Genomic DNA, 15815 nt, shown 5'->3' on the forward strand with positions numbered 1-15815 from the left:
CAGAAAGTATCCTAAAAATAAGCTCGTAATTGAATGTTTCCAGTGTGAATAGCCGAACTAGTTTCGCTTTTCCGACCCTGGTAGTTTACATTAATGTCTAAAAAACTAGTTAAATTTTTCTGAACTAACAACCGCCACGTACTATTTCTTCCGGGTTGTAACCCTTCTAACATCTGAAAACCAACCGCCGATAAAGCATCGCCTTCAAACGTGTTTTCATATAAAGAAAATTCACCATTCATCGTAAATTGCTTTTCTCCCGCATAAGTAAATGAAGTTCCTAAACGGTTTTGCATCAATGTTTCAAATAAACCAAATTGATTTTTTTTAGATTGGTATTCATAAAAAACATCCAAACTGATGTTTTTAGAAAAGAGGTAGCTAATTTTTGGAGCTACTAAATAGCCTTTAATTTCAAAATTGCGATTTTCATAGTTTTCTACTTCCGATTCCGATAAAATAGTTCTACTATTCACGGTAAATAACCAACTTTTTTGAACTAAATGGTTGTATTGTAGTTGATGTGATTGATTTCTTGCTTGCTGAAAACCGAGTGACAGTAAATTTTGAGTGCTGCTTTCAACATATGTATAGGTGGTCGAGTGCTTCTGTTTGCCGCGATTATAAAACAAACTGTTCATAAAACTATTATTTAAACCTAATAATTCGGAGTCTTCCTTCGCAAAAGGATTCAAATTAAAATTGGTATCTCTAAAGGTTTTTTGATCAATTAGATAAGAGGTTTGGTTATAGAAATAGGATAAGAATTTTTGAATTCCTGATTTATTCTGCCATTGCATCGGATTAAATGTCAATGCCAAAGAAAACTTGGTTTGAAATGTATTGACAAATACTTGATTGGGCAGAAAAACGCGAACATATTTGGCTTGGTCTGGAAAAGGGGCAACTTCAAATTCGGCAAGTTCTTGTATGCCGTTGTTGTTATAGTCATTCCACATATAAACGCCTTGACCGGGCTCAACCTCAAGATAGGTAAATTCTTGTTGAGCCAAGGTTCCTGCCGCTGTTTCATAAACGGTTGTCAACTGTAGCAATTGGTTGAAGTAGCGATCATTATACAGTATGCGTGAATTTAATGAAGGAGCATTTTCTCGCAAAGGGTCTTCAAAAACTAAGTTTCTGTAATTAATAAAAACAGATAAATCACTTTTTTCAGTTTGCAACAAACGCGAATTTAAATAATAGGAATTCGACCGATTCACCCGTTGTACAAAGCCATTTTGTAAACTGTCGTTGATGCGATGGAGGTAACTCACTTCTACAAAAACTTTTGTGGAGTCACCGCGACCCACAAAACTACCAAATTCAGAAAAACGCTGACTCAGCTGCGATAACGACTGAGTTTCATTAATTTTTTCTTCATTATTTTCTGTTCGAAAACTTCCTCCAACCCAATTTTTTTTCCAATGGTATTTCACGTGCGACTCACTGCGAAGAAAAGTAGAATTAGAATAAGTTCCTTCGCTTTTCAAGAAGCTATTCGAACTTGTTGCCAGCCAATTCTGGTATTTATATTGCCCATCCAACGTATGTCGAAAACCTGTATAATTCGATTTAAAATCTAATTTTTCAAATTGATAAAGAGCAAATCCTTTTTCGTTGGCATTCCATCTAAGACCAGAAACTAATAAGCTTTGATTGCCAAAAGTGGTTGTATTCAGATTCCAGTCACGGTTAAATTCAATTGTAAATAAACGTTCAATCGTTCGAAAATCAGCTTGCACAAATTGATAATTTGCAAACGCATCTAACGTGGAGGTTTTTGAAAATAAGCGTTGCATTCCGTTAAACCGCCCTGCAAAACCTTGATTGTTTTCATCGTTTAACGAAGAATAAAGGTTTAAATCATTGTTGCTTAATCCTAATTCAAAGTCAAAAAGTGTTTTTTCAGACGGATTGTATTTTCCCATCACCGTAGCAATTTGAATTTTAGTTGGAGCGACTAAACGAATAATCGGTTCATAATTTCCTTGCGGGATGCCACCGATTGGCTCTATATATTCAAAGATTCGGCCGATGGCTTGGCTGTTGACTAACACATAATTTCCTTGGTTATTTCCTACTAAAGTAAATCGGACATTGTATAATTCATCCGCTTCATTGGTAGAAAATTCAAATACTTCTACACCAGAAAATAGTACTTTTCGATATAAAATTTTATTTTCAGAATAGCTATCAACATAAGCGGAAGGAGCAATCATTTGTGAAGTGTCATCGCCTGCTTCTTTTAAAATAGCAACTTGTTCTGTTGAAAGATTTTGTTGTAAGGGTTGATTTTTCACATCATTTTCTGAATAGATAAATCCACCTACACTCCATTTATCTCGTTCATGCATAACGCCGCCATAGGTAATGAATCGCGTGAAATTTCGGTCTGAAAACTGATATTCTATCGAAATTCGCATTTCAGAAGTAATAGGATATAGTGAGGTAAAGGTTACTTCGCCTGCATTATAATCGATGGTATATTGGTTGTTTTCGCCCCGTGTGAGCAAAATTCCATTTACAAAAACGCGTTCGGAACCAGAAATAACTAACACGTATGCTTCGCCATTATTTCCTCGCAATTTATACGGTCCTTGATTACCTTCTTTTCCGGTAAACGAACTTTTGGCATATTGTCCTCTTACCAAAGCTCCCGAAGTAAAAACAGAGGTTTTATTCCCTTCTTTTCCAAATTGAAATTGCGTAGAAATCCCTTGTACTTTCTTGTTAAAATTCAAATAACGCGATTGCCGATTTTCTAGGAATAAATCACCAGCACGAATGTTCCATTGCTCACCCGCTATTTCGATGAAGATTTGATCAAATTCATCTAATTTTTGCGAATAACCGCCTTCTTGCAATGGAATATTACTGTCTTGGATAGAAGCTCGTAAACTTACTTTGTCCGATAGTTTTCCAGATATTTGGAGGTCTAAATTAGAATTAACTACCGCATTTTGATTACTCCCGACAGTGACGCCTCGGGTTATACTTCCTGAAGTGTTGAGTCCGTCAAAGGGTTTAAAGTTGTTTAATCGCTCTTTAGAAAGTGAGTATAATTGACCATTTCCGCGGGCATTGGGCACCACTTTGCTCTCGTCATAAATCTGATAGGTCTTAGTTAAATAATCTGGAAACATAAGATAACGAACAACCAGCGTATCGTTTGAAGTGAAATTGTTTTTAAACTTCAGCGTTCCTTTTTGATAATCAACCTTGTAAAAAGTGGTGTCAATCGGATTTCCTTGTCTATCTAACAATTTGAAGAAAGCCTGATTGATACTCATTTTTTCAAGTGAAATGGTATCGTTTGTTGCAACGATTTTCTTTTTTTTATAAGGTGTTTCGATTTCTTGAGCATAAAGCCCAGAAAAAAATAGTAGAAAAACCCCTAAAGCCAATCGTTGAAACATAAATAGAATAACTCTAAAACGGCAAAAGTAGTATTTATTACTGTAAGTATTCTGAGTCGCTGTTTTTCAAACTAATTTGAAAAGAGTGTTTTTTTTATTTTTAGTAGAAATCGGTAAAAGAATAAATCAATTTTACTCTTTGGTGACCACTTGCATGGTTTCGCGACTGATTTGTTTCACTAAAACCGTTTTGTTCTCTTCTACCATTTGAGCTGCTTTTTCAGTAAAATGACGAATGGTATATAAAGAAACGTTTTCGTTATAGGAAACTTTAAATTTTTTGGCGAGTATTGACTTAAGTTCTGTAAAATTTCCAAATTTATCTTCTAAACAGACTGAAAAACTAATAGCACTATTTTGAATTAAACTCACTTTCATTTTGAATTGATGGAATAAAGCAAAAATTTCACTGATGTGTTCTTCCATAATAAATGAAAAATCGATGGATGACAAGGAAATCAGGAGTTGGTTTTTTTTGACAATAAAGCAGGAAGTATGCGGTTCTAAATCGGCATGCTTATAGACTTTTGTTCCCGGCAACATCGGATTGAGAAACGATTTGACAAATAACGGAATTTCCTTTCGTTGCAACGGCTGAAGCGTTTTTGGATGAATAACACTTGCTCCATAAAAGGCGAGTTCAATTGCTTCTCGATAGGAAATTTGGTTCAGCAAAATCGCATTTTCAAAAAACCTTGGGTCAGCATTTAAAACACCAGGAACATCTTTCCAAATAGTCACACTTTCTGCATTTAAGCAATAGGCAAAAATAGCGGCGGTATAATCGGAGCCTTCTCGACCTAAGGTAGTGGTGAAATTATTTTCGTCAGAACCTATAAATCCTTGCGTGATGTATAAGTTTTTTTTCTTTATCTGTTTTGTAATTAATTTTTGTGTTTGCTCCCAATCAACCAACGCATCACGATACGTTGCATCGGTTTTTATAAATTGACGAACATCCAACCAATTGTTTTTTAATCCGCGATAATTAAAATAAAAACTGACAATGGTGGTGGAAATCAATTCGCCAAAACTGACAATTTGGTCATAAACAAAATTATAATTAGGTGATTTGTTGTGGTTTAAAAAATAATCTAACTCTTTGAAATGAGCGTTGACCGCACTAAAAACCGGATGATTATCTTCTTCAAAAAGTTCCATTAAGATTTGATTGTGGTATTTTCGAACTTCTTGTACAGAAGCATTCAAGGCGTCTGATTTTTCAAAATAATTTTGAATAACCACTTCCAACGCATTGGTCGTTTTGCCCATGGCCGAAATAATTAACAACACGTTTTCATGTCCCACTTTTTCTAAAACGGAAAATACGTTTTTAATGCCATCGGCATCTTTTACTGATGCTCCACCAAATTTGAATAGTTTCATTGATAAGAAAGTATTAGGATAAGAGAATTAAATAGTAAGTCGAGTGAAATTAGCAATTCCCTCTTCGTCCATGTGTACTACTCGCCAATCTTCGAGCACTTTTGCCCCAGTTTTTTGATAAAATTGAATCGCCGATTCGTTCCAATCCAACACATTCCATTCAATTCGTCGAACGTTATCTTTTTTTCCTTGTTTGATAATTTCCGTATACAAAGCCAATCCTGCTCCAGTTCCACGGTGCTTTTCATTGACGATTAAATCTTCTAAATGAATAGTTTTTCCTTTCCATGTAGAAAAACGGTAATAATATAAAGCTATTCCTATGATTTCGCTGTTTTCTTCGGCAACAAAAATATAGAATAACGGATTTTCGCTAAAACCGTCACGAATTAAGTCGGCTACCGTGACTACCACGGCGTCTGGTTCTTTTTCAAAAGTCGCTAATTCTTGGATTAATTCCAAAACAGCGGACATGTCTTCGGGTGTTCCTTTTCGGATAAGCATTAGGCAAACTATTTGATACAAAAATACAATTCTAAATTCATTTTAAACTATTTATGAATGTTATCACAAAAATTTCGATATTTGTGCCACAAATACAACTACAACGTTTTCGCATGGAAGAAAGAAATAGAACGCTCGGTGAGTTTATCATCGAAAAACAAGAAGAATTTCAGTACTCAACAGGAGAGTTATCTCGAATTATCAATTCAATTCGATTAGCCGCAAAAGTTGTCAACTATAAGGTAAATAAAGCCGGATTAGTGGATATTGTTGGGGCAGCTGGCGAACAAAATGTACAAGGGGAAGACCAGCAAAAATTGGATGTTTATGCCAATGAAGTCTTTATTCAAACCCTAATTAACCGCGAAATTGTATGTGGAATTGCTTCTGAGGAAAACGACGAATTTATTACTGTGGCCGGTAAAGATAAAAGCCATAATAATAAATATGTGGTGCTCATGGATCCGCTAGATGGTTCGTCTAATATTGATGTGAATGTTTCTGTGGGAACTATTTTTTCTGTTTTTAGAAGAATTACACCAGTTGGAACTCCAGTGACAACAGAAGATTTTCTACAACCCGGAATTAATCAAGTGGCTGCGGGTTATGTAATTTATGGTACGTCAACAATGTTGGTTTATACAACAGGTCATGGCGTGAATGGATTTACTTTAAATCCAGCGATTGGAACGTTTTATCTTTCTCATCCAAATATGAGTTATCCGGAAGTAGGAAATATTTATTCTATTAACGAAGGAAATTACGTACACTTTCCGAAAGGAGTAAAAGATTATTTAAAATATTGTCAGTTAGAGGAAGAAGATCGACCTTATACTTCTCGTTATATTGGAAGTTTGGTTTCTGATTTTCATCGAAATATGATAAAAGGCGGCATATATATTTATCCAACCAGTTCAAAAGCACCGAAAGGGAAATTGCGATTGCTTTATGAATGTAATCCAATGGCTTTTATAGCAGAACAATCGGGCGGAAAAGCTTCGGATGGTTACCAACGAATTATGGAAATTTTGCCTACTGAATTGCACCAACGAGTTCCTTTCTTTTGCGGCAGCTTAAAAATGGTAGAAAAAGCCGAAGAGTTTATGGCACGGTATTAATAAGAGATAAAAAAGCCCTGAATTTTCAGAGCTTTTTTATTATTTATTCATGTTTTGCATCTCAAAGAGAAAAGTGTCTAAGTCGACATTTAAAACCAAAAGCGACAATGCTTTGTCTACAATATAATTCACATTTCCGGGACTAAATCCTAAAGCCAATGCAAATCGGATTAAAATTTCTTTTTGTTTTGGTCCTAAAACATGGTCAGTATAGACCATTCTAGCCAAATCGTACAATCTTTCTAGTCGATGGATATATAAATAAGGAGGATTGATAGGATATTTAGAAGGATTTTCCATGATTTCCTCATATTCTTCTTTTGAAATCTCCAAATTTTTGGCTAACTTATCAATGAATTCTCGCTCTTCAGGAGTAATGTCACCATCACTCAAGGCTACCCGAACAATGGCAGAAAAATGGCCTTTGTTTCTGTTTTTAAATCCGCTATCGAATAAATCTGAAAATGACATAACTTTAGTTTAAAATTGTCTACAAATATAAATTTATTTCTAATTTGAAAGGTGTAATTCGACAAAATTCTTTTATAATTCACTAAATCTTTAACATCATTTTAAAGGTATCCGCTCCAACCATTTCAAAATTAATCGTAAGTTTGGATTCCCTAAATTGTAAATTGATATAGTATGTCTGAATTTTGGTTATATTTTAATGTAGGCCTTAAACATGTCTTGGACTGGAATGGTTATGACCATGTCTTATTTCTTATTGCCTTAACGATTCCCTACGCTTTTAAAGATTGGAAAAGAGTTTTGATTTTAGTCTCACTTTTTACGTTGGGACATACGGTCGCTCTAATTTTATCGGTATATGAAGTGATTATTATCAAAGCTAATTTGGTTGAATTTTTAATTCCGATTACCATCTTAATTACCGCTTTTTTCGGACTTTTAACGGCCGGGAAATCAAATAAAAACGAAAGCATGACCTTTGTCGCTTTCATCACCTTGTTTTTCGGAATCATTCACGGATTGGGTTTTTCAAACTATTTCAAATCTATTTTACCGGGAAGTAATTCAGAAAAATTAATGCCGTTATTAGAATTTGCTTTAGGGATAGAAGTGGCACAATTAATTGTGGTGCTACTCGTTTTACTGCTTTCGTATATCGTACAAACATTTTTCCGATTCTCAAAACGAGATTGGATTTTGGTCATGTCAGCCTTTGTGATTGGCGTAGTTTTGCCGATGATTATTGAAAGCGATATTTGGCGTCCTTAAAAAGAACTACTATAAAAAATGGATAAAAAGAAATTAAATAAATATGACAAAGCGTATCTCCGCATAGCAAAAGAATGGAGTAGGCTGTCTTATTGCAAGCGAAAACAAGTTGGTGCGATTATTGTGAGAGATCGGATGATTATTTCAGATGGTTATAATGGCACACCTTCTGGTTTTGAAAATTGTTGCGAAGATGAAAGTGGTACAACCAAGTGGTATGTGTTGCATGCAGAAGCTAATGCAATTTTAAAAGTAGCGGGCTCAACACAATCCTGCGATGGAGCAACGCTTTATATTACGCTCTCGCCTTGTAAAGAATGTAGTAAACTCATTCATCAATCGGGAATAAAAAGGGTGGTTTATCACGAAGGTTATAAAGATGATAGTGGTATTGCTTTTTTGATAAAAGCAGGTGTTGCCGTAGAATTAATTTCTGATTTAGAATAATACTCATTTTCCAATTGAAAAGGAAAAAAACGTGAAAATCAAAAAGATATATTGGCCTTTAGTACTCTTTTCGGCAATTGCCTTAGGAGTGTTGATTGGTGGAAAATTAAATTATTTTTCGGCCACGACCTCTGTGGCTGGAAGTACTTATAAAAACAAATTAAATCGTTTAATCGAATTCATTGAACGCGATTATGTTGATGAAATCGATACGGATAGCATCGTTGATTTGACTGTGAATGGTATTTTAGAAAAACTGGATCCGCATTCGGTTTATATTTCTAAAAACGAATTGAATGGCGTAAGCGAATCCATGCGGGGAGAATTTGTAGGCATTGGCGTCAATTTTTATATGTATAAAGACACCGTTTCTGTCATAAAACCGATTGTTGGAGGTCCGTCAGAAAAAGCGGGTATCAAAGCGGGAGATCGCATTTTGTATGCCAACAATGACAAGTTATTCGGAAAAAAATTACCCAATGATTCCTTGTTTTCAAAACTAAAAGGCGAAGTAGGCTCCGATTTATCGCTTATGATTTATCGAAAAAGTGAAAACAAAAAAATAAAAATCAATTTAAAAAGAGATGTCATTCCAATTAAAAGTGTCGATGTTGCCTTAATGATTTCGCCAACGGTAGGTTATATTAAAATTAATCGGTTTGCCGAATCTACATTTTCTGAATACCGTAAAGGTTTAGTGAAATTAAAAAAACAAGGAGCTAAAACGATAGTGTTGGATTTGCGAGATAATGGTGGCGGCTATTTGGAGCAAGCGGTTGAAATTGCCGATGATTTTTTAGTTAAAAATGCTCCCATCGTTTCTACAAAAAATAAAAAAGGCCGAATTGACAAAACCAAAGCATCGGGTGATGGCCTTTTTGAACAAGGTGAAGTTGTTATTTTAATAAACGAAAATTCTGCCTCTGCCTCAGAAATTTTGGCGGGTGCCATCCAAGACAACGACCGTGGCTTGATTGTAGGTCGGCGTTCTTTTGGCAAAGGATTAGTACAACGTGAAATGTCTTTAGGCGATGGTTCTGCTGTTCGATTAACGGTAGCGAGGTATTATACGCCGTCTGGTCGGTCTATTCAAAAACCTTATATGGAAGATAAAGCCGATTATTTTCATGAATTTGAAAAACGGTATTATAACGGTGAATTATATGAAAAAGACAGTATTAAAGTGGCCGATAGTTTAAAATTTAAAACGTTAAAAGGGCGAACCGTTTTTGGCGGTGGCGGTATTATTCCCGATGTATTTGTTCCTCTAGAGGGAGAACATGGAAACGAAGCCCTTCAAATGTTGATGCAATCGGGTGTTGTGAGTTATTTTGTTTTTGAACAATTAGACAAAAATCGCAAAGAATTTGAAAAAGTTCCGTTTGAAACGTTTTATCAAAAAATGAAAGCGAATTCCGATTATGTGAAGCGGTTTCAAGACTATTTAGGTCAAAGTGGAATGATTTTTTCATTGGACACTCACAAAGAAATGGTCAACAATTACCTTATCGCCGAATTTACTCGTCAATTATATGATGATGAAAAATATTTTGGAATTATTTTAAAAAATGACCCAATGATTTTGAAAGTGTTGGAGCAGAAAAATAAATTGTAGTGACTAAAAATTTATTTCTTAATGCTATCATGCACTTGAACCGGATTGCCTTCATTCCATAACGTCAAAATATCTGTGGCGACAGAAGCTCCACTTCCTGCTGCAATCATTAACTGACTTCGCCAACCCGCTAAGGTTCCGCAAACGTAAACGCCGTCTTTAACCAAGTGGTCTGTATTTTGCAGTTGGATTCTGTTTTTTGCTGGATTTGCTTTTTGATGCGGCATTACAAACTCTTCTAAACCATCAATTGTAAACGGATTTCCAGCTCCAATTCCAATCACAACTAACTTGGTTTGATAAACTGATTTATTCGTGAAAACTGAAAAATGACCTGATTCACCTTCTATTTTTAAAACTTTTTCAAGCTGAATTTGATGAATATGCGGATAAGTAGTTTGCAAATGTTCCAAACTTTCTACTAATAATTCACTTCCTAATTTTCCTGGAGTAATTCCGTATGCATTATTAAATAAGGCTTCTTGAAGTGAGGAGGCTTTTTGGTGAGCAATCAATCCGATTTTTTTAGAAGAAGCAAATGGCTTTTGATTGGCAGAGCCTACAATTAAGGCACATGAAACACCAGAAACGCCACCGCCAATGATTAGCAAATCAAACATGACGTTAGTCTTTTAGTTTGTCTTCAATAGATTTTGACATCCTGAAAATGAGTAGAATTAAAATAGCACAAAAAGAAGCTACAATTCCAATGAGTGCAATGACACTGTCTTGTTCAAGTAAGTTTGAGTAATCCAATTGTGTGATATTGAAAACAATCAGAGCTACCGCTAAGACAAATAATATAGTTGTAAAAATTTTCATCGTCTCAAATTAATGACACAAAAGTACTAGAAATCAACTTAAGCAAAAAGGCCTTTAACATTAGCAGCAAATAATTTAACAGCAATTGCTAAAAGCACGACGCCAAAAACTTTTCGAATCACACTTAATCCGTTTTTGGTTAGAAATCGCTCAATTCGAGCCGACGATTTCAAAACACCATATACTAAGATGATGTTTAAAACAATGGCAATAATGATGTTAATGGTTTGAAACTCTGCTCGAATGGATAAAATAGTAGTCATTGTTCCAGCACCGGCAATGAGCGGAAAAGCAATGGGAACAATAGAACTGGATTCCAAGTTTTCATCACGGTACAATTTAATACCCAAAATCATTTCTAAAGCAAGAAAAAACAAGACAAAAGCACCAGCAACGGCAAACGAATTAATGTCGATACCGATTAAACTTAAAATGGTTTCGCCTACAAATAAAAAAGCAATCATTAATATTCCAGAAACAATCGACGCCTTTTCAGAATGAATATGGCCTACTTTTGATCGTAAATCAATAATAATCGGAATACTTCCAATAATATCAATCACCGCAAAAAGCACCATGGTAGCTGTAAATATTTCTCTTAAATCAAAACCCATGTTTTCCTAATTTTGTGCAAAATTAAAGTTTTAAAACGGATTTTACATAAAATACCATTAATTATAACAATCAGTTTCTCGGAAACCTTTGTACCTTTGTCCCTTTAAACTTTGCACCTTTTAAAATGTTTCAATTAGGAAAAACCATCGTGTCGGAAGAGATTCTAGAAAAAGAATTTGTATGCAATCTCACTGCTTGTCATGGTGCTTGTTGTGTGGATGGCGATGCAGGAGCACCTTTGAGTCAAGATGAAACAAAAATTTTGGAAGAAATTTATCCCAAAGTAAAACCTTTTCTTCGCAAAGAAGGCATTGCCGCAATTGAAGCACAAGGAACTTGGGTAAAAGGCGAAGATGGAGAATTTGAAACACCACTCATTAACGGACAAGATTGTGCCTACGTTATTTTTGATGGGAAAACCGCTCTTTGCGGTATTGAACAAGCCTATAACCAAGGCATTGTAGATTGGAAAAAACCAGTTTCGTGTCATTTATATCCAATTCGGATAAAAGAATTTTCTGATTTTTCGGCAGTTAATTACCATAAATGGGATATTTGTAGTCCAGCTTGTGCTTTAGGAAAAGAGTTAGAAGTTCCGGTTTACAAATTTGTAAAAGAAGCGTTAATTCGAAAATTTGGCGAAGCTTGGTACCAAGAACTCGAAAAAGTAGGCGAAGAACACAACAAGCGAATGTGATTATTCAACATACTGTTTTAGCCAATTTCTTTAGGCTTTTAGAGCGTTAATTAAATCTTTTTTATAAATTATACAATTCGCTTTCTCTTTATAAATTTATAATATAATAAGCTTAAATGTTTTTTGTACTAATTTTATTAGTAATTTGGCAATAATGATGTAAAATTCATTGCCAATGAAAAGTTGTTATTATATATTTATTTTTTATTTTTTTATTTTTTCAGGTTTTTCACAGTCCAAAATTAAAAGGGATGAGCTTACTTTAAAAGCAGATTCCCTTCATGATAATGGAGATTATAAACTTGCTTTTGAACTAAGAAAACAAGCCGTTTCTAACTATTCTTCCTCAAATAAATCGTATAATTCTTTTTTAAATGCTAAACTTCATTTGACAGAATCCTGTCTTTATGAAAAAATGGCGTATAATTATCATAATCCAAACGACTCTATTTCAAAGCGTGCTTATGATAACTATTTTAAATTAGCCATTGAAAAATCAAAATTGGCAAAATCAGAATATGAAAAAGTTGCTCATCCGGATAAGTTGTTTAAATACAATATCCAAAGCCGTATTTATCATCAATTTGGGTATACAGGAAAATGGAAACTTGCGTTGGTTGAAGCAGAATTAGGTTTGCAAATTCTTAAAGACACCCTAACCAAGAATGATAAAAAATTTGTCGATTTAATTCATGATATTGGTTATATATACGCTGAACTAGGCGATTATTCAAAAGCCATTGAAAACTATAAAATCTCACAAGACATGTACATCAATAACATTGGCGAAAAAACTACAGATGTTGCTTTGTCTTATAATAATATTGCGGTACAATATAAAAAAATGGGTTTGCGAAAAGAGGAACTTTTCAACTTATTAAAAGCTAAAGATATTTGGGAGCAACTTAATAATGATGAAGATATGGCCCATCTATATATTTGTTATAGCAATCTTTTTAAGTGGTATTCTTATTATGGTGATTATGAAAAAGCAGAAGAGTATTTGTTGAAACAAAACAAAATTAAAGAAAAAATAAAAGTAAAACCACAGATTAGTTTTATGAATAATCAAGAGGAGAAATATAAATATAGGTTAAAAGAATGGCAGAATTTAATGTTGCATTATGGCAGAAAAAAAGACACAATTAAACTATTATATTATGCAAAAGCCATTAATGATAATATTAAACCTTCAAAAAAATTATTAAATTTTGAAATTAAAACGATTAGCCAAACGCTAAAATATGAAGCTTCGATTTATAAAGTGAAAAATCCGAGTTTGGCTTTAGCAAAAATTGATCAAGCAATTCAATTTCAAGAAGCGTATAAAGACCAATTTTTTACCAAGGTATTTCCCTATAAATTATATAAAGCCGAACTTTTGGTTGATTCGAAACGTTTTGAAGAAGCACAGCTCTTTTTAAAAGACTTAGCCTTGTCAAAAACACAAGCCACTTTAGCCGAGAATTTCAAGTTAACAATTTTAAAAGCAAAAACAGCAGCAGCACTTAAGGATACAAAAACAGCAGAAACGTTATTTAATACTGCTTTTGAGCTTTTAGCAAAATCTTCAAAATCTAATATAGAAAACCTGACTGTTGACGATTTAAAACCGTTGATTTCATTTGAAACTACAGAAGGATTTATAGCGATGGGTGATTTTTATATGAAACTGTTCACGATTGATAAACAGGAAAACCATCATAAAAAGGCATTGCATCGTTATATGATTGCTTCAAAAATATATAATCAATTGTATTTAGGAGAGCGTTATAATGAGTTGTTATTTCAAACCAATAACGAAATTAATGAACGTTTGATGTCTTGTTTAGCGGCAAATAAAAACACTGATTTAACGGAAGTGGTCAATAGCATGGAAAATAACGCTTCTAAACTCATTTGGTCTAAATTTAATTTTAACAATAAACGGTTAAAAATTAAAATCCCAGAAGCTCAATTAAATGAGGAGGAACGATTGATTTCGGAGCTTAATTTTTATCAAAATAAAATTTTAGAATCCAATCAAGAAGAGGAAGATAAAATCATGCTTTGGAAAGGAAAAATATATGATTTAAAGAATGAACTGTCTAAAATTCAAGCGTTAATTCAAAAACAACATCCCAATTATTATCAATTTAATTTAAAAGAATTTGATTTAAAACTGCTTCAAAACGACTTAAAAAAGAATGAAGCTATTTTGAAATATAGTATAACAAACAGAAATGTTTATGCTTTTTTAATTTCTAAAAACAAAGTGGAATTAATCGCTCTAAATGATAAAAAAACAATTCAAAACCAAGTCAATGAATGCTTGAGTTTCTTGAAAGATAGAAAGCCAAATTATCAAAAATCATTTATAAAGTTACATTCACTTTTGTTAGATCAAATCAATTATCAAGCTTTTGATAAACTTACCATCATACCCGATGGTTCTCTACATTATTTGCCTTTTGAAGTTCTTTTGTTAGATAAAAAAGCTCCATTAATTAGTTATGCTTCTTCTTTATTGCTTTATCAGGAACAACGAGCCATTATACCATCTTATTCTACTGTTTCCATTGGAGCTTTTTCAGCGTCTAATGAATATGCTAAATTGCCCCAAACAGCATCCGAAATAGATGCTATTCTTAGTGTTTTTAACGGAAAAGCGTATGTAAATGCAGGAAAAATTGATTTTTTAAAGCAAGCCAATTTATATAACGTCCTGCATTTAGCCATGCATTCTGACAGCAATGAAGAATATCCGGAATTTTCATCCTTACATTTTTATGGAAAAACTAATTCTAAATTATTTATTTCAGAACTGTATAATGAAACATTGGTAGCCAATCTTGCTGTTTTAAGTGCTTGTGATACCGGAAATGGTTTTTATGAAAACGGTGAGGGTGTTATAAGTTTGTCTAGGGCTTTTAATTATGCTGGAATTCCGAGTACAGTTATGAGTTTATGGAGAGTGGATGACGAAGCTACTGCAAAAATGATGCGTTATTTTTATAGGCATTTAAGTCTGGGCGAAACAAAAGATGAAGCACTAAAAAACGCAAAACTTGATTATCTTGAAAACACCGCAGACCCATTGCTAAAACATCCGTATTACTGGTCTGGTTTTGTGATTTCGGGAAATACGGATGCCTTAGTAAAAAACGATTTTGATTATAAATGGATTTTACTACTTGTAATCGTTTTTAGTATTATTTTGATTTTTTATAGAAAAAAACTAGTTCAATTGTTTAAGTAAATTTTGAGCTTCTACTTTTTTAAATTCTTCTTGATTTTTTACTGCAATTTCTAATTCCAAAATGGCTTCTGCTTGTTTGTTGCTCTTTAAATAAGCCAATGCTTTATACCAATGTGTTCTGGAAGATAAATTACTAGATGAATGTTCTACTATATTTAAAAGTTCTATAGCTTGCTCGGGTTTGTCTGAAGCAAGCAAAACATTAGCCTGATAATACAAAATAGTAGTGTCTTTTGTTTCTTCAAAATACGCTTCAAACAAAGTTAAAGCTTGTGTAAAATCCTTATTTTCATAAGCAATAAAAGCGGTGGTCAATTGATTTTCTTCTGGAGAAGAACGGACAATGGGATAACTTACGTTTTTAGACACCTCAAAATAAGTAGCAAAAAGAGCTTTGGGTTCTTCTTTTTTGAAAAAGAAAGTAGTGATAAAAAAACCTAAAGAAATAACAAGCACCGCTGCGACAGCCATCTTATAATAAAAAGAGTGGTTTAACGGATTGCGATTATTTTCTTTTTTTATTGCTTCTTCAAAAGAAGCAATCATTTTTTTAAATTGTAAATCATCTTCAATTTTACAAACTTGTTTCAGATTTTCTTGGTATTCTAACGCTTCTCTAAATTCAGCATCGTTATTTTTTAATTCTAAAAATAACTTCGTTTCTTCATCATTTAGGGTGTTAAACAAGTATTTTTCGATTAATTTATCTTTCATT

The 15815-nt window shown here is 33.5% G+C and carries 14 protein-coding genes; 6 read left to right on the forward strand and 8 right to left on the reverse strand.

Features of this window, described 5'->3' with window-relative positions; translation table 11 throughout:
- Positions 1-11: 11 nt before the first annotated feature.
- The 3 genes from PHR76_RS06485 to PHR76_RS06495 all read right to left on the reverse strand — a co-directional run bounded on the left by PHR76_RS06485 (position 12) and on the right by PHR76_RS06495 (position 5309).
- Positions 12-3419 carry a hypothetical protein gene (locus PHR76_RS06485; RefSeq protein ID WP_300059791.1) on the reverse strand — a complete coding sequence of 1136 codons (3408 nt, stop codon included), beginning with the start codon at positions 3417-3419 and terminating at the stop codon, positions 12-14.
- 132 nt (positions 3420-3551) lie between these two features.
- Positions 3552-4805: an aspartate kinase gene (locus PHR76_RS06490; protein WP_300059846.1), complete on the reverse strand. Its 1254-nt coding sequence runs from the start codon at positions 4803-4805 to the stop codon at positions 3552-3554.
- A 27-nt stretch (positions 4806-4832) separates the two neighbouring features.
- Complete coding sequence (locus PHR76_RS06495; RefSeq protein WP_300059849.1) at positions 4833-5309, reverse strand: GNAT family N-acetyltransferase; 477 nt, start codon at positions 5307-5309, stop codon at positions 4833-4835.
- A gap of 113 nt (positions 5310-5422) precedes the next feature.
- On the opposite strand from PHR76_RS06495, the gene fbp reads away from it, so the two are divergent.
- Positions 5423-6427, forward strand: coding sequence for a class 1 fructose-bisphosphatase (gene fbp / locus PHR76_RS06500; protein ID WP_300059852.1), 1005 nt, complete (start codon positions 5423-5425; stop codon positions 6425-6427).
- 39 nt (positions 6428-6466) lie between these two features.
- On the opposite strand, the gene PHR76_RS06505 is transcribed toward fbp, so the two are convergent.
- Complete coding sequence (locus PHR76_RS06505) at positions 6467-6898, reverse strand: TerB family tellurite resistance protein (RefSeq protein WP_300059855.1); 432 nt, start codon at positions 6896-6898, stop codon at positions 6467-6469.
- Between the two features lie 174 nt (positions 6899-7072).
- On the opposite strand from PHR76_RS06505, the gene PHR76_RS06510 reads away from it, so the two are divergent.
- Genes PHR76_RS06510 through PHR76_RS06520 form a run of 3 tightly spaced genes read left to right on the forward strand, consistent with a single transcriptional unit; the run spans position 7073 to position 9728 of the window.
- On the forward strand, positions 7073-7666 hold the full coding sequence (locus PHR76_RS06510) for a HupE/UreJ family protein (RefSeq protein WP_300059858.1): 594 nt from the start codon (positions 7073-7075) through the stop codon (positions 7664-7666).
- An 18-nt stretch (positions 7667-7684) separates the two neighbouring features.
- Entirely contained in the window at positions 7685-8113 is a 429-nt protein-coding gene (locus tag PHR76_RS06515; RefSeq protein WP_300059861.1) for a dCMP deaminase family protein, read from the forward strand.
- 37 nt (positions 8114-8150) lie between these two features.
- Positions 8151-9728 (forward strand): S41 family peptidase, encoded by a 1578-nt coding sequence (locus PHR76_RS06520; RefSeq protein WP_300059929.1) that lies wholly within the window; start codon positions 8151-8153, stop codon positions 9726-9728.
- Between the two features lie 11 nt (positions 9729-9739).
- Here PHR76_RS06520 and PHR76_RS06525 read toward each other — a convergent pair whose 3' ends face one another.
- Genes PHR76_RS06525 through PHR76_RS06535 form a run of 3 tightly spaced genes read right to left on the reverse strand, consistent with a single transcriptional unit; the run spans position 9740 to position 11164 of the window.
- Positions 9740-10348, reverse strand: coding sequence for an NAD(P)/FAD-dependent oxidoreductase (locus PHR76_RS06525; protein ID WP_300059864.1), 609 nt, complete (start codon positions 10346-10348; stop codon positions 9740-9742).
- A 4-nt stretch (positions 10349-10352) separates the two neighbouring features.
- A complete protein-coding gene (locus PHR76_RS06530) occupies positions 10353-10550 on the reverse strand; it encodes a hypothetical protein (RefSeq protein ID WP_300059867.1) in 198 nt (65 codons plus the stop codon).
- Positions 10551-10588: 38 nt separating this feature from the next.
- Positions 10589-11164: a MarC family protein gene (locus tag PHR76_RS06535; protein ID WP_300059869.1), complete on the reverse strand. Its 576-nt coding sequence runs from the start codon at positions 11162-11164 to the stop codon at positions 10589-10591.
- A 125-nt stretch (positions 11165-11289) separates the two neighbouring features.
- Between PHR76_RS06535 and PHR76_RS06540 the strand changes: the two genes are divergently transcribed.
- Both PHR76_RS06540 and PHR76_RS06545 read left to right on the forward strand, forming a co-directional pair.
- The gene (locus tag PHR76_RS06540) at positions 11290-11862 is read left to right on the forward strand and encodes a DUF3109 family protein (RefSeq protein ID WP_300059871.1); all 573 of its coding nucleotides are present in this window, start codon (positions 11290-11292) and stop codon (positions 11860-11862) included.
- 175 nt (positions 11863-12037) lie between these two features.
- The gene (locus tag PHR76_RS06545; protein WP_300059873.1) at positions 12038-15100 is read left to right on the forward strand and encodes a CHAT domain-containing tetratricopeptide repeat protein; all 3063 of its coding nucleotides are present in this window, start codon (positions 12038-12040) and stop codon (positions 15098-15100) included.
- Here PHR76_RS06545 and PHR76_RS06550 read toward each other — a convergent pair.
- Positions 15080-15814, reverse strand: a complete 735-nt coding sequence (locus PHR76_RS06550; RefSeq protein ID WP_300059876.1) for a CDC27 family protein — start codon at positions 15812-15814, stop codon at positions 15080-15082. The two genes, PHR76_RS06545 and PHR76_RS06550, sit on opposite strands and share 21 nt — an antisense overlap.
- Position 15815 lies beyond the last annotated feature (1 nt).

Source organism: Flavobacterium sp., assembly GCF_028689845.1.
In the GTDB taxonomy this organism is placed as follows: Bacteria; Bacteroidota; Bacteroidia; order Flavobacteriales; family Flavobacteriaceae; genus Flavobacterium.